The sequence below is a fragment of the Deinococcus aerophilus genome, assembly GCF_014647075.1.
GTDB classification, from domain to species: domain Bacteria; phylum Deinococcota; class Deinococci; order Deinococcales; family Deinococcaceae; genus Deinococcus; species Deinococcus aerophilus.
Genome location: NZ_BMOM01000004.1, coordinates 165,247 through 189,384 on the forward strand (window position 1 = coordinate 165,247; position 24,138 = coordinate 189,384).

The following is a 24,138-nucleotide window of genomic DNA, read 5'->3' on the forward strand; positions in this document are numbered from 1 at the left end:
TCAGCGGCTCAGCACGGCGTAGCGCAGGCGGCGGTACTGGAAATACATCAGGCAGCCCACGCAGATGCGCTGGCTGAGGTTCAGGCCCGCCAGAGCGATCACGGCCAGACCAAGCAGCAGCCCCAGGACATTCAGCCCGGCCAGCACGCTCAGGCCGGAGGCGAGCAGAAAGCTGCCGCCCACGCCCTGCGCGAAGTGGTGGGCGCGGGGATCTTCATCCACGACCTCGGGGTGTAGACCCACTTTCGGTCCCAGCGCCCGGTAGGCCGCCCGCAGCGGCGAGAGGTCAGGCCGCAGCGCGCCCAGCAGCATGGCGGCCCCCAGCACCACGGTCAGGGCCGGAAGGCCAGCCACCACGGCCAGCAGCGTCACCGCGATCACGGTGTACTGGTTGAATTTCAGGGCACTGAGGTCAGTGCGGGCCGGTGGAGTGGCCGGACGGGTAGGGGAGGAGGCAATCATTGATCAGAAAGGTAAACCCTTATTGATGACAAAACAAGTCAACTTCTCCCATTCGGCTAGACGTTTGCCGGGGAGGGCATGGAGGGCGGTGACCCATCCGGGGTCATGGGCGGTGGGGGCCGTGCGGAGTGCTTTTCATAACTCAGTGCCTTCAATAACGCAGTGTGCCCCTGGGTCCACCGCCTGAAACGGGGTTTGAACGAATTCCAGAGGAAGCAAGCAGGCGGGAAGTGTTCTGGAAGATGTTGAAGAGTTCCCGGCAGGCAGGGTCGCCGCCGGAGCGTGGACCGGGCTGCCCACGCGGGCGGTCCGTATTACACTTTGGCCCGTGAAGACGCACACCGTACAAGTCGGGGACGTGAGCCGCGACCTTCCCATCGTCGAGGTCGCGCCAGGGGTCAGCGTGGCCCTGTTCAACATGCTGGGAGATACCGAGGTGACCGAGGCGGCGGGCAAGGCGCTGGCCCGCCTGCTTCCCGCAGATATCGACGTGCTGGTCACGCCCGAGGTCAAGGCGCTGTCGCTGGCGCACGTGATCAGCCGTGAATGCGGCAAGCCGTACATCGTGATCCGCAAGACCCAGAAGCCCTACATGGTCGATCCGGTGGCGCGCGAGGTGGTCAGCATCACCACCGGCATTCCGCAGCTTCTCGTGCTCGACGGCTTCGACGTGCCCAAGGTGCGCGGCCGCAAGGTCGCCATTGTGGACGATGTGGTGTCCAGCGGCGGCACACTGCACTCGCTGCGCCAGATCATCGAGGGAGTGGACGGGGAAGTGGCCGCCATCCTGGCCGTGTTCACCGAGGGCCAGGAGCGCCCCGAGGTCACGGCCCTGGGACACCTGCCGCTGTTCTCCTCGGAGTCGGAATGACTGCTGGGCCGACGGTCCGGGATAGGGTGGGTCTCATGAATGAAGTGACCGTCCGCATCGGTGGGGTAGAGCGCACCCTGCCCAGCGCCCGCGTCGGCAGCATGGGCCGCGTGCCGCTGGTGGAATTCATCGGTGACAGCGAGTTTACCAATGCCGTGGCCCAGGAGATGCTCGTCATGATTCCCGAGGGCACCGAGGTGCTGCTCACGGTGGTGACCAACGCCCTGCCGCTGACCCACGAACTCAGCGACCGCAGCGGCCTGCCCTACGAATGCGTGCGCAAGAAGCGCCGTCCGTACATGACCGACCCGCTGATTCAGGACGCCCCGAGCATGACCCTGGGCGTGGCCGAGACGTTCTGGCTGGACAGTCCCCACGCCGCCCGCCTGAAGGGCAAGAAGGTCGCCATCGTGCAGGACGTGATTTCCAGCGGCGGAACCGCCCAGACCCTGGGGCGCATCGCCGAGCGGGCCGGCGGCACGGTGGTGGGTTATCTGGCGGCCTTCCGGCAGGGTGAGGGAGCGCTGTCCCTGCCCTTCAAGTACCTGGAAAAACTGCCCGCCACCATCTGAAGCGGGCAGTTCCCCTGCGCTGAGCCGGCGGCGCGGACCGGGCTATTCCGTGGCGTTTGCCACAATGGCTGGCAGCTGGTCGGGCAGGCGCAGCATCGGTAGGTCAAAAACCGTGCGGGCCGGTTCGTTGGGGGCCGTGTTGCCCTCCTTGAGCATGGCGTACTGGTCGCGCGTGATGGGCGGACTGGGCAGCAGATTCATCAGCGGCACGGCCAGGTTCATCAGGGCGAGCGGCACCGGCACGATGGGTTTTTTCTTGCCGATCGCGCTGAGTTCCTGCTGCAGCAGTTCGCGGAAGGTGTACTCCTCTGGACCGGTCAGGGCGTAGGTCTCGCCCACGCCGGTCCCGGACTCGGCGGCGGTGGCAAAGGCCCGGGCCACATCCTGAACGCTGACGGGCCGGAAGGGAAAGGATCCGTCGCCGATCTGCGGCACGATGGGCGCGGTCCTGACGAGTTCGCGCAGCACCCGCCCAAAAAAGTCGTCCCCGATCCCAAAGATCAAGCTGGGCCGGAAGATGATGTAGGGCAGGCCGCTGGTCCGGACCAGCGCCTCGGCGCGGGCCTTGCTGGCGCTGTAGCCGCTGCCGCTCTCGGGGTCGGCGCCCAGGGCGCTCATGTGGACATAACGCGCTCCACGCGGCACGGCGGCGAGCACATGCCGCGTGCCCTGCACGTGAACCGCCTCGAAGGTCTGGTTCCCCTTCTCGGCGATGATGCCGACCAGGTGAATCACGGCGTCGGGGTTGCTGTGTGCCACCGCCCGCAGGACGCTGCCGGGGTCGGTCACATCCAGTGGCACACCCCGCGCTCCGGCGACGGCCGCCCCCTCCCGGCTGCCCGCCCACACCGCATGGCCGCGTGAGACGAGTTCCCTGACGATTTCCTGCCCGACAAATCCGCTGCCTCCGGTCACGAGGATGTTCATGGCTGTTCCTCCATCTGGGTCTTTTGAGGGTGCGCGTTGCCTGGACGTGGACGGTCCAGCGTCCCGGCGATGATCGCCGCGGCGTGCGGGGCGTCGGGTCCGGCGTACACACCGCCCAGTTCGGCGGCGAGTTCGGGGCGGGCGTTGAGCAGCGCTCCCCCCAGGAATACCGGGAGGCCCAGAGCACGCAGCTGCGGGCGGGCGGGCTCCAGGGCGTCGAGCGCCCACTCGCCGTTGACCGACAGCAGCAGCCCCTGCGCGCCCTGTTCGCGGGCGAAGGCGATCATGGCGGCCACCGGCAGGTCGGCGCCCAGGTAAGCTACCCGCACACCCCGGCGGCGCAGGGCCAGGGTCAGCATCATCAGGCCCAGTTCATGCTGCTCGCCGGGCGCACAGGCGGCCACCACCAGCGGCCCCAGGCCTTCCTGAACGCCCGCGATGTCCATCAGCGCCGACAGCCGCGCACGCAAAAAGGCGCTGGCGCCGTGTTCGTGCGCCACCGTGATCTTGCCGCGCGCCCACATGGTCCCGATCTCGACCAGGGCCGGCGACATCACGCGCATCAGCACGTCCTCGATGGGCAGGTGCGCGTGGGCCTCGGCCAGGACGGCGCTGGCCCGCGCCGTATCGGCAGCGACCAGTGCAGCGGTCAGGCGTTCGGCCAGATCGTCCGGCTGGACCGGGAGGTCCGGTTCAGTTTGGCGGACCAGGGAAGACGACGGCGGGGCCTCTGCTCCCACCGGCACGCCGCCCAGGGTCAGCTCTGCGGCGCGGCTGGCACTGACTCCACGCCGCAGGTGTTCTTTCATCAGCCCGATGTCGCGCACGTCCTCGGGCGAGTACAGGCGGTAGCCGCTGTCGTTGCGGATGGGCCTCGGAAAGCCGTAACGCCGCTCCCACTGACGCAGGGTGGAGGCAGGGACGCCGGTTCGTACCTCGACTTCCGAGGCGGTGAACATGGCGGTCTGCGCCCAATCTGCGGCCTGTTTCATTGTCCTCATTGTGAACGATGAGGACCGTGATGAACGTAAGGCTTCGTGCCGACGCAGACGCAGGCCGCACCCCGCACGCCGCATGAGGGGTCATCCGGCCCCCCCGGGAGCCTCCTACAATGGGCGCTGTTCATGCGCGCCCTCCGCACCCCCGCCAAGTCCCTATCCCCGGCCCTGCCCCTGTTGCCGCTGCGCCGGCTGCTGGTGGTGTCGCGGCCCGCGCTGTGGATCAATACCGTGGGCACGCTGGTGACCGGGGTGTGGCTGACCGGCCGGCTGTACACCCTGGACGCCGGGGTGCTGGCGCTGCTGCTGTACCTGACCCTGCCGTTTAACCTGCTGATCTATGGCCTGAATGACCTGAGTGACCGGGAGGAGGACGCCCGGTCGAGCCGCAAGGGTGGCTGGCAGGGAGCCCGCCTGACGGTGGCCGAGGCAGGCCCCCTGCTGCGCGCAACCCTGCTGCTGAACCTGCCGGTTCTGGCCGCATTGGCGCTGCTGTTGCCGCCCGCCGCCACCGCGCTGCTCCTGACGGCGGCGGCCCTGTTTGCGGCCTATAGCCTGCCGCCGCTGCGCCTCAAGGGCCGGCCGGTTCTCGACGGCCTGAGCAACGTGGCCTACGCCCTGCCGCTGGCGCTGCCCGCGCTGGCGCTGGGTACGGCGGTGCCGTGGGCCCCCCTGCTGGCGCTGATGGCCTACTCGGTGGGCAAGCACGCCTTTGACGCGGCGCAGGACATTCCCGCCGACCGGGCGGCGGGGACCCGTACGGTCGCCACCACCCTGGGCGTGCGCGGCACGGCGGCCTACGCCCTGGCATGGTTCGGGCTGGCCGGGGCGCTGTTGTGGCCAGTGTCGCAGGCCACAGCCGCCGCCCTGTGGCTGAGCTGCGGGGGTATGGCGCTCGCGCTGTTCTTCGTGCCCACTCCACAACGCGCGGCCCGGCTGTATCCCCTGAGCATCGTCACACCGTGGGTGGTCGGTGCCGTGGCGGGGGTCGGGCTGGTGTACCTGCTTGCGCGCGGTCTGTGGACCGGTGTCTGAACCGAGAAGGGCGCTGAACGTCGGCGTCCTGGGCGGTGGCGTGGCGGGACTGGCCCTTGCGGCGCTGCTCGCCGGGCGCGGGCACCGCGTGACCGTCTATGAGCGGGACCGGGCGGGGGGCAAGCTGCGGCGGGTCACGGTGGGGGGGCTGCCCTTCGACACCGGGCCGAGCCTGTTTACCTTTCCGGAGGTCTGGCATGCGTATCTGGACCGCCTGAACGAGCCTGATCCGCTGGCGCTGTGCCCGCTGCCCGGCGGCCTGGGACTGCACCACACCCCTTTCGGGCCGGTACCGTTGCCCGTGCCCCCGGGCCACCCGCTGGCTGCGGCCTGGACGGCGTACCATGAGCGCGCCGCGCCCCTTTTGCCGCACCTGCAGATCCTGCTGACCACCCCGCCGCGCCTGCGGGACCCGGATTTTCGGCGGGCCAGCCGGGCGCTCCTGGGGGTGACCGGGCCGCACCCGACAGCCGCGCGCTGGCTGGCGGCCCGGCACCTGCCGCCCGCCCTGGCCCATGCGCTGGGCACCTATGCCCTGAACGCAGGGCTGTCCCCGCAGGACGCGCCCGCCCTGTACGCGCTGATTCCGGCGCTGGTGGGGCAAAACGTCTTTCGGCCAGCTGGAGGCATGGGCGCGTTGCTGGAGGCACTGCGGAGATTTGCGCGGGTCCGCGGCGCCCAGCTGCTCGAAGGCAAGGAGGTGACCGGCGTCAACGGTTCTCACCTGACGCTGAGCGGCGGCGAGGAGGTCCGGCACGACCTGCTCGTCAGCGCCGTGGACCCCCACCGGCTGGCGCAGTTGCGTGGCCTGCGTCCCCGCTCGCCGCTGCGAAGGCGCACGGTCGCCGGGCTCGCGCTGTACGCGGCGCTGCCCGCCCCTGCCCCGCTGCCGGCCACCAGCGTGCTGCCCCCGCGGGACTACCGGGTTTTTCGCGCGGCCGTGCAGGCCGGGGCACTGCCGCCCGATACCCTGGCGCTCGTTCACGCCGATGGACCGCAACTGGCGGTTCTGCTCACTGTGCCGGCCACCGGCCTGCCGCTGGGGCCGGGGCATCCCTGGGTGCGCGGGCAGGTGCGGCGGGTCGAGCGGGTGCTGGGCGTGCCGGGCCTGCTGGACTCTGCCCAGGAGGTTCTGGCCCTCTCCCCAGCGCATTACGCGGTGGGAGGCCATCCCGGCGGGGCCATCTACGGTGCGGCGCCGCCGTTCTGGCGCGGCGGGCCACTGCACCCCCAGCCGTACCGCGTCGCGCCGGGGCTGTGGCAGGTGGGCACCGGCGTGCATCCCGGCGGCGGTCTGCCCGCCATCCTGGGCGGCACGATGATCGTGGACCGGCTGCTGCGCGAACACGGCGTCTGAGCGGCGTGGGGGTGGGATGCGGGGGGCGAACCACAGAAAAAACCCCGCCGTGGGGCGGGGCTGCTTGAATTCTGGCCGTCGGCGCTCAGCCCTGCTGGTCGGGGTCGGGCATGCAGGCCGTCACCGCCGGGTCCACACCGGCCTCGAAGCGCCTGAAGTTGTCGCGGAACATGCGCGCCAGCTTGCGGGCAGTCTCGTCGTAGGCCTGCTGGTCGGCCCAGGCCGCGCGTGGATTGAGCACCTCGTCGGGCACGCCGGGCACCGTGGTCGGAATTTCCAGATTAAAAAATGGCTCGCGCTCGAAGGGCACGTCGTCCAGCGCGCCGTTCAGGGCCGCGTTGATCAGGGCGCGGGTATGGGCGATGCTCATGCGTTTGCCCTGGCCGTACATGCCACCGGTCCAGCCGGTGTTCACCAGCCACACGGCCGCGCCGCTGTCCTGTACCTTCTGCGCGAGCAGCCGCGCATACTCGCCGGGATGACGGGGCATGAACGGCGCGCCGAAGCACGCGCTGAAGGTCGGGCTGGGTTCGGTCACGCCCTGCTCGGTGCCGGGGATCTTGGCGGTAAAGCCGCTAATGAACTGGTACATGGTCTGCTCGGGCGTCAGGCGGCTCAGGGGCGGCAGCACCCCGAAGGCGTCGGCGGTCAGGAACACCACGTTTTTCGGGTGGCCCGCGACGCTGCCCGGCTGGATGTTGTCGATCTGGGTGATCGGATAGGCGCTGCGGGTGTTCTCGGTGAGACTGCCATCGTTCAGGTCGGGCGTGCCGTCCTCACCGAGCACCACGTTTTCCAGCACCGTGCCGTAGGTTCGGGTGGTGCGGTAGATGGCCGGCTCGGCTTCGGGGTTGAGGTTGATCACCTTGGCGTAGCACCCACCCTCGAAGTTGAAGATGCCAGTGTCGGTCCAGCCGTGTTCATCGTCCCCGATGAGTTTGCGGCTGGGGTCGGCACTGAGGGTGGTCTTGCCGGTGCCGCTGAGACCGAAGAACAGCGCCACGTCGCCGCCCTCGCCCACGTTGGCCGAGCAGTGCATCGGCATGACGCCGCGACCGGGCAGCAGGAAGTTCAGCACACCGAAGATGCCCTTCTTGTTCTCGCCGGCGTACTGCGTGCCGCCCACCAGAATCATCTTCTCGGTGAAGTTCACCAGAATGAAGGTCTCACTGCGCACCCCGTCCACCGCCGGGTCGGCCTTGAAGCTGGGCAGGTTCAGCACGGTCCATCCGGCCTGGAAGTCCTGCAGTTCCTCGGGCGTGGGCCGCACGAACATGTTGCGCACGAACAGCGAGTGGTAGGCCATCTCGGTGACCATGCGCACGGCGATGCGCTGCTCGGGGTCGGTGCCGGCGAACACCTGCTGCACAAACAGCTCGCTGTGCTGGGCATGCCGGATCATCTTCTCGCGCAGGCCGTCAAAGACCGCCGGCGTGGTGGGATGATTGAAGCCCTCCCACCACACCGTGTCGCGGGTCAGGTCATCCTCGACGATGAAGCGGTCTTTCGGGCTGCGCCCCGTCTTGTCGGTGCGGACCGTCAGCGGCCCGGTGGCGGCCTGAACGCCCTCGCCCAGGCGGATGGCGTGACGGTACAGCTCATCCACGCCGGGGTTGAGGTGAATCCTTGCGTCGGTAATGCCCAGATCGGCCAGCAGGCCGTTTGCGGTCAGGCTCATGGGAGACTCCTTGGGTGGCTCGTGTGGTCAGAAACTGCGCGGCGCAGATGGCTCGGCGCAGATGACTTAGTGTGCGGACGGACGCCCCAATTGTCGCCTGTGAAACGGTTCCAGACCAAGCTTTGGGGTGTTACATGGGGGGAGACAACAGCCGGATGTGTCCGGCCAGCACAGACGCGGCGCGCGGCGGACCGCTACGGCAAACGCCAGGTGCTCGACCCTGAGGTCTGTGCCTGGCGTTCGCGCTGTCCTCCCCCCGGTGAGCGGGAGGGTCCGGTGGAAATCAGTTGGTCTTGTGCTTCGGCTCCTGATCCTGGTCCTTCTTGTCCGGCGTGTTGGAGGTCTTGGGACCGTCCTTGCCGGGATGTTCCTCGGCCTGGGTGCGGGCGGCAGCCGGTGAATCGGGAGCCACCGAGGCGCCCCAGTTCGCGCCGCTGGTACCCGCCTGCGTGGACTTCGCGGCGCCGGGTGCTGGGGTGGCCTTGGGTTCCTCGATGTCCTCAAGCCACGCCGAGCCGATCAGGTTGCGGGCGCTGCGGCTGAAGCTGTGCAGGCTCTGGGCCGCCTCAGGGCTAACCGATTCCACCGCCGAGAGGATGCCCCGGCGCGCGGCGGGCACCCGGGCAAGTACCACGGCGCCGGTGCCCAGCAGGGCCAGCGCCACCAGCGGGCCGCCCGCACCGCTGCCCCGGTCGCTGCGGCGGGCCAGTCGGGCCTGTTTTTCCAGCACCTTCAGCTCGCGGCCCAGCTGCTTTTGCAGGGGGGCAACGCGCTTCTCGACTGCCTTTTCCAGCTTGGCCGGCTGCCAGTTGCTGTGTGCCGAGCGCAGTTCCCGCTCGGCCTGACGGCGGGCGTGGCTCAGCGAGCGCTCGGCGCGGCGGCGGCGCTGCTCCAGCGTGTCGCCGGTCTCACCGATCACCTCCTGCACCCGTTCCTGAAGGCTGCCCAGCCAGTCCAGGCCGTGTTCGTGCACGTCGGCCAGGGCGTGTCCGGCGCTCTTGCGTGCGGCGATCAGGGCAACGGCAGCCTGTTTGCCGCTTTCGTGGGAGAGGTCCTGAGCGTGGTCACTGAGCACGGCGGCCCGGTCCTGCGCGGTCGCGGCCAGGTCAGCGGCCCGTTCCTGGGCGGCGGCGGCCAGCGTGGCGGCCGTTTCGCGGGCGGTGCCGAGCAGGGCCTGGGCGCGCGGGGCTCCCTCGTCCCGCAGGGTTTCCAGGGTGGCGGCTCCGCGCTTGGCGGCCTCCTGGGCAAGCACCTGGGCCTCGTGGGTCAGGTGCAGCGCCGCTCCCTGGGCGTGGATGGCGGCGTCGGTCAGCGCGGGCTTGACGGTCTCGTCCAGCGTGACCTGGGCGTCGTGCAGGGCGTGGCGCGTGCCCCCGACCAGCGAGCGGCGGACATCCTTGTTCAGGGCCAGCGCGGCCAGCCCTCCGAGGAACAGCAGGCTGCGCTTGCTGACGCCGCCGGTAGATTCATGGTTCATGTGGACTCCTTTTTGCGTCCGCCGCGTCCTCGTGGTTGGGCAGGCAACGGACAGTACGGTCATTGTGGCGGGCTTTGCTCGGGGCAATGTGGGGGAAATGTAACGGAGGATTCATGATCGGTGAGAAAATGACCGCACCTTTCTGAAGGCCGACCGTTCGGTGGGGGCGGCGGCGCGTGAATCAAGAATCAACTCCCAGACCGCAGGCCTGTCCAGACCCTACACTGCGCAGCGTGACCCGCAAGGCCCGCGCTCCCCGCGCCGCAACCGCCACTACCGTACCTGTCGCGCCGCCCGGCCTCCCCGCCGCGGCCCTCGCTCGGCTGGAGGTGCGTAACCTCGCCACCATCCGCGAACTGGCCCTGGACTTTGCTGGGGGCCTGAGCGTCTTTACTGGCGAGACCGGTGCGGGCAAGAGCATCATCGTGGACGCGCTGGGGCTGCTGCTGGGCGCGCGCGCCAACCACGACCTGATCCGCACCGGCGAGAGCGACCTGCTGGTGACCGGCTTCTGGACGGGCGCGGAGGGGGAGGAGGCAAGCAGCAGCCGGCGGCTGTCGGCGGGGGGGCGCGGTGTGGCCCGGCTGGACGGCGAGGTGGTCAGCGTGCGCGAGTTGCAGGAGTGGGCGCAGAGGCGCCTGACCATTCACTGGCAGCACAGCGCCGTGACCCTGCTCAGCCCGGCCAACCAGCGCGGACTGCTTGACCGGCAGGCGCCCGCCGAGGCCGAGGCCTACGCGGGGGCCTACCGCGCGTGGCAGGAGGCCCGTGCCCGCCTGGAGCGCCTGCGGGCGGGCGAACGCGAACGCGCCCGGCAGCTGGATCTGCTGGATTTTCAGGCCCGCGAGATCGCCGAGGTTGCTCCGCAGCCCGGCGAGGAGGAGCCGCTGCGCGCCGAGCTCGACCGCCTGGCCAACCTGGAAACCATCGCTCAGGCGGCGGCCGGGGCGCTGACGCTGCTCTCGGACGGCGAGGAGAATGCGGCGGGCTTTCTGGCCGAGGCGGTGCGCACCCTGAACGCCAGCGCCCGCCACGACGAGACGAGCGCCCAGCTGCAACGCGAGTTGCGTGAGGCCCTGGAAAGCCTGCAGGCGGTGGCCGGAGAGCTGCGCGCGGTGGCCGAGGACGGCGCGCCCGATCCCGAGGAACTCGCCCGGGTGGAGGGCCGCCTGGGAGCGCTGGGCAAACTGCGGACCAAGTACGGCCCGGCGCTGGAGGACGTGCTGGAATTCCAGGCCCAGGTGGAGCGGGAGCTGGCCGACCTGAACCGTGATGAGCAGGATGCAGGTACCCTCGACGCCGAGGTCGCCGCCCTGCACGACGCTGTGCGCCGCGCAGGGGATGCGCTGGACGCCGCCCGCGCCCGCCGCGCCGCCCCGCTGGCCGCCGAACTCATCGGGGTGATCCGCGAGCTGGGCATGCCGCACGCCCGGCTGGACTTCCGGCTGCATCCGCTTCCCGAGGCGGCCCTGTTCGGCACCAGCGATGTGACGCTGCTGTTTACCGCCAATCCCGGCGAGGACCTTGCGCCGCTCTCGGAGGTCGCCTCGGGCGGCGAGCTGTCGCGCGTGATGCTGGCGATCAGCACCGTGCTGGGCGCCGAGACCCCCGCCGTGGTCTTTGATGAGGTGGACGCCGGCATCGGCGGCGGCGCGGCGCTGGCGGTGGCCGAGCAGCTGCAGCGTCTGGCCCGGTCCCGGCAGGTCTTTGTGGTCACCCACCTCGCCCAGATCGCGGCGCGGGCCGACCACCACTTCAAGGTGGAAAAGGCCGTGGAGGAGGGCCGCACCGTCAGCCGGGTGCGCGAGCTATCGCCGGGGGAACGCCTGGAGGAGATTGCCCGCATGCTCAGCGGTCACGCCTCTGAAGCCGCGCTGGGTCACGCCCAGGAACTGCTGACGGCCGCCGACGACATCCCCTGAGCGCCTACACCGGCCTCCGGCTGTGGAGGCCAGATGTGCATTTGCACAAGGCGGCCTTCAGTCGGCCGTCAGCCCGGCTGCCTAAGCTGACAGCATGAAGAAAACCCTCCTGCCCGGTCTGCTGCTCAGCGTGGGCCTGCTGAGTGCCTGCACCATGACCGGTCCCGGCAACCTGAAAGTTCACGAGGCGCTGCTGTATGGCGGCGCGCAGGAACGCATCGTGTGGGTGTACGGCACCCTGAGCGGCGGCGCAGCGGGCAGCCTCAAGCTCGGTGACGTGACGGCCGATCTGCGGGCCCAGGTCGAGGACCCGGTCGCGGTGCCCGGCACGCTCAGCGTGAACGGCAAGGCCACCTACCGCATTCCCACCTCGCCGCTGAGTCCTCCCCTCAATGTGGTTCGCCGGGCGGACGGGACCTTCGAGATCACCGCTCCCGGTACACCCGCCCTGAGCGCCGTGTACTTCACTGATGGCACCGGCTGGAGCAAGCTCAGCGGCTTGGCGGGACCGGTGCGCGGCGTGGCGGTCAACGGCTTGCAAGGAGTGGGGCAGCTGACCGACGCGGAAGCTGGGGTGCTGAGCAAGGCCCTGCTCGGCCAGGGCGCGCTGGCCGTGGGCGTGCTGGCGACCCCGCCCGCCGCCGACGCGCCGCTGGCCGTGGAGCCGGCGCCCAGCGAGTACCGCCGCACCGCCCTGTACATCCTGCCCAACGTCGCCACGGTCCCGGGCAGCCTGCGGCCTCCGGCCCCGACCGCTCCGCCCTCAGGAGGCACCGTGAGCTTCAGCGAACTCGCCAGCGGAACACAGTCGGGAGCCGGCGAGGCCACGGTGCAGCTGGCCACTACCCCGGCCGCCGCCCGGGCGCTGTACGCCACCGCCTACGCCCGCCAGACCGGGGCCCCGGCCGCTCCAGACCCGAACGGAGGCACGCTCGTCGGCGTGTTCCTGGGACAGCGCTCCACCGGCGGCTACGGCGTGAGCATCGTCGGGGCCCGCGCCTCGGGCGACACCCTGGTCCTGACCGCGCAGCTGCGGGCGCCGGCTCCCGGAGCGATCACCACCCAGGCCCTGACCAGCCCGTGGACCATCGTGCGGGTGGAAGGCACCTACCGCACGGTGACGGTGGTGGATTCGCAGGGTCAGCCCCTGCCTTCGGGCGGCGGCTCGGTCCGCTAGGACTGTCCGGAACAGCCTCCCTGGGCCATCAGCCCTGGGGGCGCCGTCTGCGCAGCGCTGAGGCGGGCAAGACAGGGCGGCTGCGGTCGCGCAGGGCTGGGCGGCCCGGACCGCCCAGCACCACCGCCACGCTGCCCACCACCAGCAGGGCCATGACCTGCAGGGCAGCGGGTTCGGGCCATCTGCCCATCAGCAGCGGGGGCACACCGAGCAGCAGGGTCATGGCGGCAAGCGTGCCCGCCAGCCCCCGGGCTCCCAGGCCCAGGGCGAGCAGCGGACCGCCCACCAGTTCCAGCACCGCCGCCAGAGGCACCGTCAGCAGCGGCAACGGCACGCCTGCGGCCTGCGCGTCTGCCGTCAGGCGGCCCAATCCCACCTCGAAAATCCTCTCGAAGCCGTGCCACGCAAAGATCAGCCCCACCGTTATGCGGACCAGGGCCAGGGCTGCGTCGGGGTGCAGCTTCATGTGCTGCCAGTGTAATCGCAAGACAGGCGGCCCGTTGAAAAGAAAAGTTGAAAAGCAGAAAAGGCGGCCCCATGGGGCCGCCTTTGCACAACTGTCGTGACGGAACCTTACTTGCTGGGCACCTTGATCTTGCCGCTGATGATCTGGGCCTTGACGCCCTCGACCTTGGCGACCTGGCTGCTGCTGATCAGGGCCTTGTTGTAGGCGTCGACCGCGTAACCCACGCCGCCGTCCTTCAGGCCGAAGACGCGCGGGCCGCCGGTGAACTTGTCTTCCTTGACGTCCTTGATCAGCGTGTACACGGCGTTGTCCACGCGCTTGAGCATGCTGGTCAGGCCATGGTTCATGGTGGCGGGGTTCTTGTCGAAATCGCCCAGGTAGTTCTGGTTGCTGTCCACGCCGATGAAGAACATCGGGCGGGTGTTGCCCGAGCAGGCCTTGGTGTAGGCGTCGCTCTTCTTGACGCTCTTGAAGTTATCGCTGTTAAATTTCACGCCGCTGGGCAGGCTGCCGGCCTTGAGGCACTGGGTCTGCTTGATGTAATCGATCACGCCGTTGCCCGAACCGCCGGCGGCAGCGAAGATGATGTCCGCTCCCTTGGCGCGCATGCTGCCGGCGATTTCCTTGGCCTTGCCGGGGTTGTTCCAGGCGTCGGGGGTGGTGCCCACGTACTGCGCGATGACGCGTGCCTTGGGGTTGGCGGCCTTGACGCCCGCCGTGTAGCCCGCCTCAAACTTGTGAATCAGGGGGATGTCCATGCCGCCGACAAAGCCCACCACGCCGGTCGAGCTGTTCAGGCCCGCGAGGTAGCCCACCAGGTAGCTGCCCTCCTGCTCGGAGAAGGTCAGGCTGGCCACGTTCTTCTCGGGGGACACGTCATCGACCAGGCCGAAGTACAGGTCGGGGTTTTCCTTGGCCACCTGGCTGATGCTGGCGTTGTTGGCAAAGCCCACGCCGATGGTCAGGTCGAAGCCCTCGTTGGCGAACGAGCGCACGCCCTGGATCACCTGGCTGGGGTCGCTGGGTTCGAAGTCCTTGAGCTGCACGCCCAGGTTCTTGGACGCACGCAGGCTGCCTTCGTAGGCGCTCTGGTTGAAGCTCTTGTCGAACTTGCCGCCCGCATCGTAGGCCACGCCCACGCGCATGGTCTGCGCGGCGGCGAGGGAAGTGGTCACGGCAAGGGCCAGGGTCAGAATCTTTTTCATGGTGAATCCTCCGGTCTGAAACTCGCCCGGTCTGGGGCGTTGTGGTTGCTTAGACAGAGTATACGAAAAGCGGGAGGCTGCCCATCCCACGCAGCTCACCTTCCTGGGGGGGCGGTGCCGTGTTCGGGTGTGAGCCATATTGAGGCTGCCTTTAGTCTTGTACTCGCCTCTGGTACACGTTCCGTAGGTGAACCATTCCGTCCCCAGGCAAACAGAGCCGGGGTGCTACGCTGAGCGCATGGATCAGGCCGAGTTCGACCCCCATGAATTTGAACGCTACCTCACCCTGAGTGCCGAGATCGGCCGCCACAACCGCGCGTACCACGAGCAGGATTCGCCCACCATCCCCGACAGCGAGTACGACGCCCTGGTGCGCCGCCTGCGTGCCCTGGAGGCCGAGCATCCGGACTGGGCCGCGCGGGCGGCGCAGGCGGCGGGCGCACAGGCCAGTCCCGCGCAGGCGGTGGGGGGAGCGCCCAGCGCGGCCTTTCAGCAGGTGAACCATCCCACGCCCATGACCAGCCTGGACAACGTGTTCGACGATGCCGAGCTGGGTGAGTGGCGTGAACGGCTGGCCCGCGCCCTGAACCTGCCGCCCGAGCACGACGCCCTGACCTTCACGGGCGAGCTGAAGATCGACGGCCTGAGCGTCAACCTGTATTACCGTGACGGCGAATTGCAGTGGGCCGCCACGCGCGGCAACGGTACGACGGGCGAGATCGTGACCGCGCAGGTGGCGACGGTGCCGGGCATTCCCAGGGCCCTGCCGGGCCTGACGGGAGAACTGGAGGTGCGCGGCGAGGTGTACATGGGCCGCGCCGACTTTGCGGCCTACAACGCGCAGGCCGAAGAACTGGGCACGCCGCTGCTCAAGAATCCCCGCAACGGCGCGGCGGGGGCCCTGCGCCAGAAGGACCCGGAAGTCACGCGCACCCGCAATCTCAAAGCCATCTTCTACGCGCTGGGCAAACGCGACGGCGTGCCCGCCCGCACTCAGGAAGAGGTCCTGGCTTGGCTCAGCGCCCAGGGCTTTCCGGTGAGCGCCTACAGCGAAACGCTGCAGGGCATCGGGGCGGCCGCCGACTACCACGCCCGCATGACCGCCCGGCGGCAGGACTTCGAGTTCGACGCTGACGGCACCGTGTTCAAGCTCGATCCGCTGCGGTTGCAGGAGGAGGCGGGTTTTACCAGCCGCGCTCCGCGCTGGGCGGTGGCCTACAAATTCTCAGTGGAAGAGGTCGAGACCGTGCTGGAAAGCATCACGGTCAATGTGGGGCGCACCGGCAAGCTCACCCCGCTGGCCCACCTCTCGCCGCGCCTGATTGAGGGCAGTACCGTCAGCAAGGCGACGCTTCACAATCAGGATTTTGTGCGCGATCTGGACCTGCACCTTGGCGATACGGTGGTTGTCCGCAAATCCGGCGGTGTGATTCCGCAGATCATGCGGGTGGTTACAGAAAAGCGGCCCGCCGACGCTTCTCCCTTCGTCTTTCCTGACCACTGTCCCGAATGTGGCCACGCGGTGGTGCGTGATCCCGAGGACGCCAACACCTACTGCGTCAATCCGGTGTGCCCAGCGCAGACCTTCAGGCTGGTGCAGTACTTCGTGTCGCGCGGCGCGATGGACATTCAGGGCGTGGGCGAGAAGTTGATCGCGCAGCTTCTGACCCTGGGCCTGATCCACGATCCCGCCGACCTGTACGCGCTCTCGGCCGAGACGCTGGCCGGGCTGGAGCGCGGCGGCGAGAAGAAGGCGCAGAACATCCTGGCCGAGCTGGAGGCGAGCAAGACCCGTCCGCTGTGGCGGCTGATCAATGCGCTGGGGCTGGACCACGTGGGCGAGCGCAATGCACAGGCGCTGGCGAATGCGTTCGGAACCCTGGACGCCCTGATGGCCGCCACTCCCGAGGAGATCGAGGCGGTGCCGGGCCTGGGCAAGGTGATCGGGGCCAGCGTGGCCATGGCCCTCAAGGAAGAGCATTACGTGCGTCTGCTGGACAAACTCCGGGCGGCGGGCGTGAACCCGCAGCAGGAAGAAGTGCGCCGGGGCGAGCAGCTCCGTGGCCTGAACTTCGTGATCACCGGTACCCTGACCCGCCCGCGCGACGAGATCAAGGCGCAGCTGGAGGCCGCCGGGGGCCGCGTGACCGGCAGCGTGACCGGCAAGACCTCCTACCTGATTGCCGGGGCCGAGGCCGGCAGCAAGCTGGCCCGCGCCCAGGAACTCGGCGTCGAGGTGCTGGATGAGGCGGGGCTGGCGGCCCTGCTGCGCGGGCGGCAGGTGCCCGGCACTCAGGAGACCCAGGAGCCGCCCGGCGCCGGCGACGAATAACGGCTGCCGGGCATTTTGCCCCCGCGTCCACAACCTGCACGCCACAACCTATAAACTGTCGGTCATTGGCGCGGCGTTTTGAGTCTGCCGCGCGTGGAGGCACGTTCCAAATTATGGCAAGCAACCCTGCAAATCAATCCGAGGTCGAGATCAGCAAGAGCGTCCTGATGGACATCGCCGACACCACCGTCGCGGGCATCGAGGGTACCGAGGTCGCGGGCGCCCCGCTGAACATGGGCGAGGTGCTGCGCAACCAGAGCGGCACGCGCAAATCCCGCGCCCTGCGCGTGACCCGTGAGGGCGGCACCGTCAACGTGGACGTGGGCCTGAATGTGGACTACGGTCAGAATCTGGTGGGGGTCTCTCAGCAGGTCCAGCGCGCCGTGAGCGAGAACATCGAACTGATGACCGGCCTGAAGGTCCGGGCCGTGAACGTGACGGTGCAGGGCGTGTGCCTGCCCAAGGGGCACTCTTGACCCGCCGCCGTGAGAAGGCGGCCCAGCCGGTGGGAACCCGCCGCGCCGCACGTGAATTCGCGTTCCGGACGCTGTTCGAGGCCGACCGCGGCGATCTGCCGCTGGACGCCGTGTTCAACCGCGCCGAGGGCAGCATGCGCGACGGCGACGACACCTTCCCCCGCCTCAAGGAAGAAGCCCTGACCTTCGCCCGCGAACTGGTGGACGGTCTGCAGGCGCAGCGGGCCGACATCGACGGTCTGCTGCAGCGGACCATCCGCGGCTGGAGCTTTGAGCAGATGGCGCAGACCGACCTGAACATCCTGCGCCTGGCCGCCTACGAGATGAAGTACACCGCCGAGCCGCATCCCCCGGTGATCGAGAGCGCCGTGCGTATTGCCCGCAAGTTCGGGGGAGACGACTCGGGCCGCTTTGTGAACGGGGTGCTGGCGGGCGTGTCCCGCACGCTGCAGACGGCCCCCGCCGCGCCGCAGCCGGAGACCGAACCGCCGGAGTCTGACGGGTGAGCGCGCGGGTCCTGGCCGGCCCGCCCACTGCCGAGGCGCTGCTGCGGGACGCCGCCCAGCGCGCAGGCCGGCTGCCGGCCGTGCCCCATCTGGCCATCGTGCGGGTGGGGGAGGATCCGGCCAGCGTGAGTTACGTGCGCGGCAAGGCGCGCAAGGCCGGGGAGGTGGGGCTGCGCAGCACCGTTCACGTGTTGCCGGAAACCGCGTCACAGGCCGAACTGCTCGCCCTGATCGCCGCCCTGAATACCGACGACGACGTGAACGGCTTGCTGGTGCAGCTGCCGTTGCCTGCCCACATTGCCGAGGCGGCCGTGCTGCATGCCATTGATCCGCGTAAGGATGTGGACGGCTTTCATCCGCTGAACGTCGGCGAACTGTGGGCGGGCCGCCCGTCGCTGACGCCATGTACGCCCGCCGGCATCCTGTTTCTGTTGCGCCACCACGCCATTCCCCTCAGTGGTACGCGGGCTGTGATTGTGGGCCGCAGCTCTCTGGTGGGCCGACCGCTCGCCGCGCTGCTGCTGGAGGCGGACGCCACCGTGACCGTCGCGCACAGCCGCACCCGGGACCTGGGGAGTGTGACGCGCGCAGCCGACCTGCTGGTGGTGGCCGTGGGTCAGCCGGGCCTGATCACGCCGGACATGGTCAAGCCCGGCGCCACCGTTATTGACGTGGGCATCAACCGGGTGGTGGACGCGCAGGGCAAGGGGCATCTGGTAGGCGACGTGCATCCGGACGTGGCCGGGGTCGCCGGGGCGCTGACGCCTGTGCCCGGGGGCGTCGGGCCGCTGACGGTGGCGCAGTTGCTGGCGAACACCGTTCATGCCGCCGAATTGCAGGCCGCCGGTCACCTTCAGAGCGGCACGTCATCCGGGGACCGTGGTGAATTCGTTCGCTGAGCTGATGAGCAACCGCTGGCTGTGGACGGCCATTCTGGCGTCCACCAGCGCGCAGCTCATCAAGGTGTTTCTGATCCTGCTCATTGAACGGCGCTGGCGCCCCGCCGCCTTCATGGAAACGGGTGGCATGCCCAGCAGCCACAGCGCGATGGTCGCGGCCCTGACCACCGGTGTGGCCCTGAGCGAGGGCATGGGCAGTCCTTCTTTTGCCATCAGTGCGGTGTTTGCCCTGATCGTGATGTACGACGCGACCGGCGTGCGCCATGCGAGCGGGCAACAGGGTGCGCTGCTCAATGAGCTGGTTCAGGAGCTGCGCGACGTGGTGCGTGCGGGGTTTGCGCCCCTGCCGGTGCGGGTGCTGCTGGGCCACACCTATCTGGAAGTCCTGATGGGCATTCTGGTGGGCATCGGAGCGGGATTCCTGGCCTTCCGGGTGATCTGAAGCCGCAAATACGGACGCGGACAGCGGAGACCGTAGAGGTCAGCGCTGTCCGCGTCCGGCCCGGTCAGGCCACGCCGCGCAGCGCACCGTCGAGTAGGACCGAGAGCCGGTCACGCGTGAACGGACGCTTGCCCTCCAGCAGGCCTGCAGTTCCGGCGTGCAGGTGCCAGTGCTTGCTGCCGCCCATCAGGCGCATGCTGACGTTCTTGAGGTCCACATGCCGGGGGCTGACCGCCGCCACGAGCAGCGGCTGGCCCGCCACGCCCACGGCCACGCTCATCACCGTGGTCGGCAGGTCGTAGGGCCGCTCCATGCGGTAGATGTAGTCCGGAAAGTCGGCCACCTTCTCGAAGGTCAGCCCGCGCGAGGCGGCCTCGGCCTCCAGCCAGCCGAGCAACTCTATCCACTGCGTGTACAGCGCCGAATCGGGTGCATGTGCCATGTGGGCTCAGCATAGCGCAGCCCCCCACCGCCCGGTGACTCTGGCACTCCGCAATTTGGCGGATGCGGACCGGGGGAAGCCTGAGGATACTGGACAGTCATGCAAAGAATCATCGTCATCGGAACCACCGGCAGCGGCAAGACCACCCTGGCGCGGAACATCGCCGGGCGGCTGCGCCTGCCGCATGGAGAGCAGGATGCCTGGAACCACGGTCCCGGCTGGCAGCCCGCGCCGGAGGCGGACTTCCGGGCGGCGGTGGACGCCTTTACCTCGGGGCCAGCGTGGGTGATGGACGGCAACTACCGCAAGGCGCGTGACATCGGCTGGGCACGGGCCGACACGCTGGTGTGGCTGGATTATCCGGGGCAGCTGGTGTTCTGGCGGTTGCTCACCCGGACCGCGCGGCGCGTTGTAGGACGGCAGGAACTGTGGAACGGCAACCGCGAGACGCTGCGCGGAGCCTTCGAGGCCGACGCCCCGCTGCGCTGGTTTTTCCGGACCCACTGGCACCGGCGGCGGGAAACGCCGGAGCTGACCACCGGGTTCCCGCACCTGACCGTGATCCGGCTGCGCTCGGCGTGTGAAACCCGGCGCTGGCTCCAGAACCTTTAGCCCTGCAGCACAATCCGCCCGCCTGCCGCGTCCAGCGTGATGGCCCCGCCCGGATACTCCTCGCCGCTCAGCGCGTCGCGCCACGGGCCTGCCGGCAGCGTCAGAGAGACGGGATGGGGCTGCGTCCGCCGGCTGGCCAGCACGGCGGCCCGCTCAGGGCGCCCGTCCGGGTGGGTGTACTCGCGCAGAAAAGCCACGGCGTCCGCCTCGGCGTGCAGGAACCTCAGGGTTCCCTCCTGCAGCACATGGGTGTCGCGGCGCAGGTGAATCAGGGACCGGACCTTGCCGCGCAGCTCGGTGTCCCACCGCTCCTCATCCCACGGCATCGGTTCGCGGCACCACGGCATGTTGCCGGGGCGGCTTTGCGTGACGCCCACCTCGGAGCCGTAGTAGGTGCAGGGCACGCCGGCGTAGCCCATCAGCAGCGTGTAGGCGGCCAGAAACCGGGTCCGGTCGTTTCCGATCCGGAACAGCGCCCGCCCGATGTCGTGGGATTCGAGCAGGTTGAACATGCTCAGGGCCACCTGGGGCGGCAGGGCGTGATAGGCGTCCCACAGCATGTCGGCCAGCTCGGTGCCGTCCAGGCGGCTGGGCTCCCCGTAATAGGTGGCTCCCGCGAGCCACTGCATCACCGGCAGGCCGAAGCCGTGGTAATTCATGCTCGCGTCCTCGCCCTGGCCGTCCAGCGCGTGTTCGGGATCGAAGAAGCGTTCGCCGAACACGTAGGCGTCAGCGCGCTCCTCACGCGCCGCCCGCTTCAGGGTGCGGTGCAGCGGCAGGTTGTCCTCATCGGTGCCGCCTGCGCCGATCATGTGGGCGACGTCCAGCCGCCAGCCCGCCGCCCCCCGGCGCAGCCAGTGGCGCACCACGCTTTCCTCGCCGCTCAGGAATTCCTGCACGGCGTACTCGTTGCGGTAGTCGATCTTGGGCAACGTCGGCACGTCGAAAAACGAGTGGTACGGAGGCTTGCCCGCCTCGTCGCGCCACGTGAACAGGGCGCGCTCGGGGGCGTCCTCGCGCTCCAGCGCGGCTTTAAAAAGCGCATTCTCGTTGCCCAGGTGGTTGAACACGCCGTCCAGCACGATCTTGACCCCTGCAGCGTGTGCCGCGCCCGCCAGCTCGTCCCAGGCCGCGTCGCCGCCCAGGTGGGGGTCCACGTGGCGGTAATCGGTGATGTCGTAGCGGTGGTTGCTGGGCGAGACGAAGATGGGGGTCAGCCACAGCGCTCCCACGCCCAGGTCGGTCAGGTAGGGCAGCGCCGCCGTGATGCCGTTCAGGTCGCCGCCGTAATGGCCGTGAATGTCGCCCCAGGCGTCCACCGGATGATCCCACGGCACGTGCTCGACCTCGCGGCCCGCGTAGTTGTATTCGCCGGTCTGGACGTCGTTGCTGGGATCTCCATTGCGGAAACGGTCGGGAAAGATCTGGTAGAACACGCACTTCCAGGCCCACTCGGGCGCCTTGTAGCCGGCAAGGTACTGAAACCAGTTGCGAAAGCCGCGCCGGGTGTGGTGCAGGCCCAGGGCTGTGAGGTTCAGGTGGTCGTCCGCGAGGTCCAGCTGCCACGCGTAGCGCACCCGCGCGTCGTGGACTGGCAACTCGGCCTCGAACCAGCGGCCCTCGCCGCTCAGCTCCGTCACCTCGTGCGCCGGGGCCGTCTCGATCTCGCCCACCCGCACGAACCTCAGCGTCACCGCCGTCACCGGCAGGGTGGTCCGCATCCGCACCCGCACCGTCTCGCCCCTTGCCGCTCCCAGCCGCGCGGTGTAGGCAGGGGAGTGGTCGTGCTGCGCTTCCAAAGTCATGATCGTCATTTCCTGGGTCCTCCAAAAGCCCTTCCGGCACGGCCTCCTGCGCATACGGGGATGCGGGGAGGTCGTGCCGGAAGGGCAAGCGTTGCCTGTGGTTTGTCGGCCCCCAGTGTGGAGGGCCAGTTGCGGGAGGTCAAGGGCCCGGCTGCGGCCACGGGCAGTTGGGAATACGCTTGTAATCCTGCCTTCTACATGTAACACTTTCCGTGTTCAAAAATTCTTCATCTTGCAGCCGACCGCGGCGCTGGCCTGGCGACTGAAAGGAGGCTTGTCTCTGTTGCAACCGATTGCCAGCACCCGGGTCGTGGACGTTGTCCGGGATCAGTTGCGCTCCGCCATTCTGTCCGGCGAACTGGAGCCGGGCTCGCGCCTGAGCGTTCCTGAGCTGGCCCGCCGTTTTCAGGTGAGCCGCTCGCCGGTGCGCGAGGCGGTGTTGCTGCTGGTGGGCGAGGGCCTGGCGGTGGAACACACCCGCCGGGGTGTGGAGGTCGCCCGGCTGGAGGTGTCTGACCTGCTGGAGCTGTACGACCTGCGCGCCGCCCTGGAGGGTCTGGCCGCCCGGCTGGCCGCCGAGCGCATGTCGGGCGCCGAGCTGGCGGCGCTGCGCGGCGTTCTGGACGCCCAGGGAGCGGCGGCGGTAGGCGATCCCCGCCGTTTCCGGGAACTCGACCACCGCTTTCACGAGATCGTGGTCCAGACCTGTGGCAACGCCCGCCTGTCGCGCCACGCCGCGCTGCTTGCCCGGGAGATGCGGCTGGCCGGCCCGCTGCTGGTGAACGCGCCGTGGCACCTCAAGCAAAGCCACGAGGAACACCGCGTCATCGAGCGCGCCCTGCGCCAGCGCGACGGCCCCGCCGCCGAAGCGGCCATGCGCGGCCACCTGACCCGCGTGGCGCACACCGTCCGGCAACATCACGCCTGAACCCATATTCACCTGCGTGCCCACCATCTGCCGGACCCCTTCCGGCCTTCAAAAAAGGAGCTTCACATGCGTAAAGTCACCCTGTTTACCCTGGCCCTGACCCTGGCGGGCGCCGCCCAGGCCCAGAGCACCATCAAGATCGGCGCGATCACCTCGGTCACCGGCCGCTTCGCCGAGTTCGGCAAGATGCAGCTCGCGGGCTTCAAGGTCGGCGTGGACGAGATCAACCGCAACGGCGGCGTGCTGGGCAAGAAGATCGAACTGGTGATCGAGGACAACGCCAGCGACGTGAACAAGGGCCTGGCCGCCGCCGAGCGTCTGGTCAACGCGGGCGTGCCGCTGGTGCTCAACGAGTACTCTTCCAGCCTGGTCAAGGCGCAGGCGCAGTACCTCGCCCGCCAGAAGGTGCCCAATCTGGTCATCACGTCCAGCGGCGACGACATCACCAAGCCCGGCAACGAGTACATCTTCCGCCTGAACCAGCCCGCCAGCGCCTACGCCCGGGTGATCCTGGACATCTTCCGCGACAACAAGTTCAAGAGCATGGCGATCATCGCCGGCACCGGGGCCTTTGAGAAGAGCGTGGCCGACGCCGCCAACCGCATCGCCAAGGAATACGGCATCACCGTGATGGAAGACCAGCGCTACGACAAGGGCCTGACCGACTTCCGTCCGGTGCTCAACCGCATCAAGGCCAAGAACCCCGACGGCATCCTGATGGTGTCCTATGCCGAGGACAGCGTGGCCCTGATGCGTCAGGCCCGTGAGGTGGGCGTCAAGCCGCGCCTGTTTGCGGGCGGAGCGGCCGGCTTCGCGCTGCCCGACTTCGTGAAGGACAGCGGCGCGGCCGCCGAGAACGTCGTGACCGCTACCGCCTGGATTCCTCAGCTGCGCTACGCCGGCACCCAGAAGTTGAATGTGGACCTCAAGAAGGCGCTGGGCGGGGCCGATCCCAGCTACCACGCGGCCCAGGCGTATGCGGGCGTGCTTGTGGCCGCCGAGGCCATCAAGAAGGCCGGGGGCACCGACCGTGAAAAGGTCAAGGCCGCGCTGGGCACGGTCACCATGCAGACCGCCTTCGGACCCATCCAGTTCAAGGACTATGACGGCTTCCAGAACCAGAACCCGCTGGAAATGGTGGCCCAGCAGGTGCAGGGCGGCGCGTTCGTGCCGGTGTACCCCAAGAGCGTGGTGCCGCGCAAGCTGAAGTTCGAACGGTAACGCTGGCAGACCGGGAGCCGTGCGCGGGCTGCGGGGCAGGACTTGACCGCGCGCGGCCCGCACACCGTGCCCCTTTCCCTGGAGGTTTTCATCGGGCGGGGCGGCGCCGATCCCGGGAAGGTCCGCGCCGCCCTGAGCGCGACCAAGCTGAACAGTGCCCTCGGTCCCGTCACCTTCCGCAGCTACGCGGGCGACCAGAACCAGAACAGCGTCGTCGGCGTGACCCCCCAGGTCCAGAACGGGCGGTTCGTGACGGTAGGTCCGGCAAGCGCGGCGACCGGAAAAGTCATCATTCCCAGGAAATAAACAGGAAATCAAGCGGGGAGGC

The 24,138-nt window shown here is 68.9% G+C and carries 24 protein-coding genes; 15 read left to right on the forward strand and 9 right to left on the reverse strand.

The genetic code is table 11. The annotated features are described in order from the left end of the window. A complete protein-coding gene (locus IEY21_RS04260; RefSeq protein ID WP_188901698.1) occupies positions 1–462 on the reverse strand; it encodes a DUF4395 domain-containing protein in 462 nt (153 codons plus the stop codon). A 328-nt stretch (positions 463–790) separates the two neighbouring features. Here IEY21_RS04260 and IEY21_RS04265 point away from each other — a divergent pair, with 328 nt between their 5' ends. Both IEY21_RS04265 and IEY21_RS04270 read left to right on the forward strand, forming a co-directional pair. After that, positions 791–1,333 carry a phosphoribosyltransferase family protein gene (locus IEY21_RS04265; RefSeq protein WP_188901700.1) on the forward strand — a complete coding sequence of 181 codons (543 nt, stop codon included), beginning with the start codon at positions 791–793 and terminating at the stop codon, positions 1,331–1,333. A gap of 35 nt (positions 1,334–1,368) precedes the next feature. Continuing rightward, positions 1,369–1,905 carry a phosphoribosyltransferase family protein gene (locus IEY21_RS04270; RefSeq protein ID WP_188901702.1) on the forward strand — a complete coding sequence of 179 codons (537 nt, stop codon included), beginning with the start codon at positions 1,369–1,371 and terminating at the stop codon, positions 1,903–1,905. A 42-nt stretch (positions 1,906–1,947) separates the two neighbouring features. Here IEY21_RS04270 and IEY21_RS04275 read toward each other — a convergent pair whose 3' ends face one another. Together IEY21_RS04275 and IEY21_RS04280 are read right to left on the reverse strand one after the other, a co-directional pair. Beyond that, positions 1,948–2,832 carry a complex I NDUFA9 subunit family protein gene (locus tag IEY21_RS04275; protein WP_188901704.1) on the reverse strand — a complete coding sequence of 295 codons (885 nt, stop codon included), beginning with the start codon at positions 2,830–2,832 and terminating at the stop codon, positions 1,948–1,950. Beyond that, positions 2,829–3,824 carry a MerR family transcriptional regulator gene (locus IEY21_RS04280; protein WP_188901705.1) on the reverse strand — a complete coding sequence of 332 codons (996 nt, stop codon included), beginning with the start codon at positions 3,822–3,824 and terminating at the stop codon, positions 2,829–2,831. Before IEY21_RS04280 ends, IEY21_RS04275 begins: the two co-directional genes overlap by 4 nt. Positions 3,825–3,956: 132 nt before the next feature. Between IEY21_RS04280 and IEY21_RS04285 the strand changes: the two genes are divergently transcribed. Both IEY21_RS04285 and IEY21_RS04290 read left to right on the forward strand, forming a co-directional pair. Then, positions 3,957–4,865: a UbiA family prenyltransferase gene (locus IEY21_RS04285; protein WP_188901707.1), complete on the forward strand. Its 909-nt coding sequence runs from the start codon at positions 3,957–3,959 to the stop codon at positions 4,863–4,865. Beyond that, the gene (locus IEY21_RS04290; protein WP_188901709.1) at positions 4,858–6,222 is read left to right on the forward strand and encodes a phytoene desaturase family protein; all 1,365 of its coding nucleotides are present in this window, start codon (positions 4,858–4,860) and stop codon (positions 6,220–6,222) included. The genes IEY21_RS04285 and IEY21_RS04290 overlap by 8 nt, the downstream gene beginning before the upstream one ends. 85 nt (positions 6,223–6,307) lie before the next feature. Here the strand turns inward: IEY21_RS04290 and pckA are convergent, their stop codons facing one another. Next, positions 6,308–7,900: a phosphoenolpyruvate carboxykinase (ATP) gene (gene pckA / locus IEY21_RS04295; RefSeq protein WP_188901711.1), complete on the reverse strand. Its 1,593-nt coding sequence runs from the start codon at positions 7,898–7,900 to the stop codon at positions 6,308–6,310. A 283-nt stretch (positions 7,901–8,183) separates the two neighbouring features. Continuing rightward, positions 8,184–9,377, reverse strand: a complete 1,194-nt coding sequence (locus tag IEY21_RS04300; protein ID WP_188901713.1) for an alginate biosynthesis protein AlgP — start codon at positions 9,375–9,377, stop codon at positions 8,184–8,186. A gap of 233 nt (positions 9,378–9,610) precedes the next feature. Here IEY21_RS04300 and recN point away from each other — a divergent pair, with 233 nt between their 5' ends. Beyond that, the gene (recN, locus tag IEY21_RS04305) at positions 9,611–11,299 is read left to right on the forward strand and encodes a DNA repair protein RecN (RefSeq protein ID WP_188901715.1); all 1,689 of its coding nucleotides are present in this window, start codon (positions 9,611–9,613) and stop codon (positions 11,297–11,299) included. A 94-nt stretch (positions 11,300–11,393) separates the two neighbouring features. Continuing rightward, positions 11,394–12,476, forward strand: coding sequence for a protease complex subunit PrcB family protein (locus IEY21_RS04310; RefSeq protein WP_188901717.1), 1,083 nt, complete (start codon positions 11,394–11,396; stop codon positions 12,474–12,476). A 28-nt stretch (positions 12,477–12,504) separates the two neighbouring features. On the opposite strand, the gene IEY21_RS04315 is transcribed toward IEY21_RS04310, so the two are convergent. Next, positions 12,505–12,942, reverse strand: a complete 438-nt coding sequence (locus tag IEY21_RS04315) for a DoxX family protein (RefSeq protein ID WP_188901719.1) — start codon at positions 12,940–12,942, stop codon at positions 12,505–12,507. Positions 12,943–13,049: 107 nt separating this feature from the next. Then, a complete protein-coding gene (locus tag IEY21_RS04320; protein WP_188901721.1) occupies positions 13,050–14,147 on the reverse strand; it encodes a BMP family lipoprotein in 1,098 nt (365 codons plus the stop codon). Between the two features lie 238 nt (positions 14,148–14,385). Here IEY21_RS04320 and ligA point away from each other — a divergent pair, with 238 nt between their 5' ends. From ligA to IEY21_RS04345, 5 genes are all read left to right on the forward strand, one after another. Next, positions 14,386–16,479, forward strand: coding sequence for an NAD-dependent DNA ligase LigA (gene ligA / locus IEY21_RS04325; protein WP_188901724.1), 2,094 nt, complete (start codon positions 14,386–14,388; stop codon positions 16,477–16,479). Positions 16,480–16,592: 113 nt separating this feature from the next. Then, complete coding sequence (locus IEY21_RS04330; RefSeq protein ID WP_188901726.1) at positions 16,593–16,955, forward strand: Asp23/Gls24 family envelope stress response protein; 363 nt, start codon at positions 16,593–16,595, stop codon at positions 16,953–16,955. Then, positions 16,952–17,461, forward strand: a complete 510-nt coding sequence (gene nusB / locus IEY21_RS04335) for a transcription antitermination factor NusB (RefSeq protein ID WP_188901728.1) — start codon at positions 16,952–16,954, stop codon at positions 17,459–17,461. The genes IEY21_RS04330 and nusB overlap by 4 nt, the downstream gene beginning before the upstream one ends. Further along, positions 17,458–18,360 carry a bifunctional 5,10-methylenetetrahydrofolate dehydrogenase/5,10-methenyltetrahydrofolate cyclohydrolase gene (locus tag IEY21_RS04340; protein WP_188901729.1) on the forward strand — a complete coding sequence of 301 codons (903 nt, stop codon included), beginning with the start codon at positions 17,458–17,460 and terminating at the stop codon, positions 18,358–18,360. The genes nusB and IEY21_RS04340 overlap by 4 nt, the downstream gene beginning before the upstream one ends. 4 nt (positions 18,361–18,364) lie before the next feature. Continuing rightward, positions 18,365–18,802 (forward strand): divergent PAP2 family protein, encoded by a 438-nt coding sequence (locus tag IEY21_RS04345; protein WP_188901731.1) that lies wholly within the window; start codon positions 18,365–18,367, stop codon positions 18,800–18,802. 64 nt (positions 18,803–18,866) lie between these two features. Here the strand turns inward: IEY21_RS04345 and IEY21_RS04350 are convergent, their stop codons facing one another. Continuing rightward, complete coding sequence (locus tag IEY21_RS04350; protein WP_188901733.1) at positions 18,867–19,244, reverse strand: NADH-quinone oxidoreductase subunit 15; 378 nt, start codon at positions 19,242–19,244, stop codon at positions 18,867–18,869. Positions 19,245–19,343: 99 nt separating this feature from the next. Between IEY21_RS04350 and IEY21_RS04355 the strand changes: the two genes are divergently transcribed. Beyond that, positions 19,344–19,856, forward strand: a complete 513-nt coding sequence (locus IEY21_RS04355; RefSeq protein ID WP_188901735.1) for a P-loop NTPase family protein — start codon at positions 19,344–19,346, stop codon at positions 19,854–19,856. On the opposite strand, the gene IEY21_RS04360 is transcribed toward IEY21_RS04355, so the two are convergent. Next, a complete protein-coding gene (locus IEY21_RS04360) occupies positions 19,853–21,670 on the reverse strand; it encodes an alpha-amylase family glycosyl hydrolase (RefSeq protein WP_188901737.1) in 1,818 nt (605 codons plus the stop codon). The genes IEY21_RS04355 and IEY21_RS04360 overlap by 4 nt on opposite strands. 265 nt (positions 21,671–21,935) lie before the next feature. Here IEY21_RS04360 and IEY21_RS04365 point away from each other — a divergent pair, with 265 nt between their 5' ends. From IEY21_RS04365 to IEY21_RS04375, 3 genes are all read left to right on the forward strand, one after another. Next, positions 21,936–22,589, forward strand: coding sequence for a GntR family transcriptional regulator (locus IEY21_RS04365; RefSeq protein WP_229752872.1), 654 nt, complete (start codon positions 21,936–21,938; stop codon positions 22,587–22,589). Between the two features lie 66 nt (positions 22,590–22,655). Next, complete coding sequence (locus IEY21_RS04370; protein WP_188901739.1) at positions 22,656–23,810, forward strand: ABC transporter substrate-binding protein; 1,155 nt, start codon at positions 22,656–22,658, stop codon at positions 23,808–23,810. A 42-nt stretch (positions 23,811–23,852) separates the two neighbouring features. Beyond that, the gene (locus IEY21_RS04375; RefSeq protein WP_188901741.1) at positions 23,853–24,116 is read left to right on the forward strand and encodes a hypothetical protein; all 264 of its coding nucleotides are present in this window, start codon (positions 23,853–23,855) and stop codon (positions 24,114–24,116) included. The last annotated feature ends 22 nt before the right edge of the window (positions 24,117–24,138 follow it).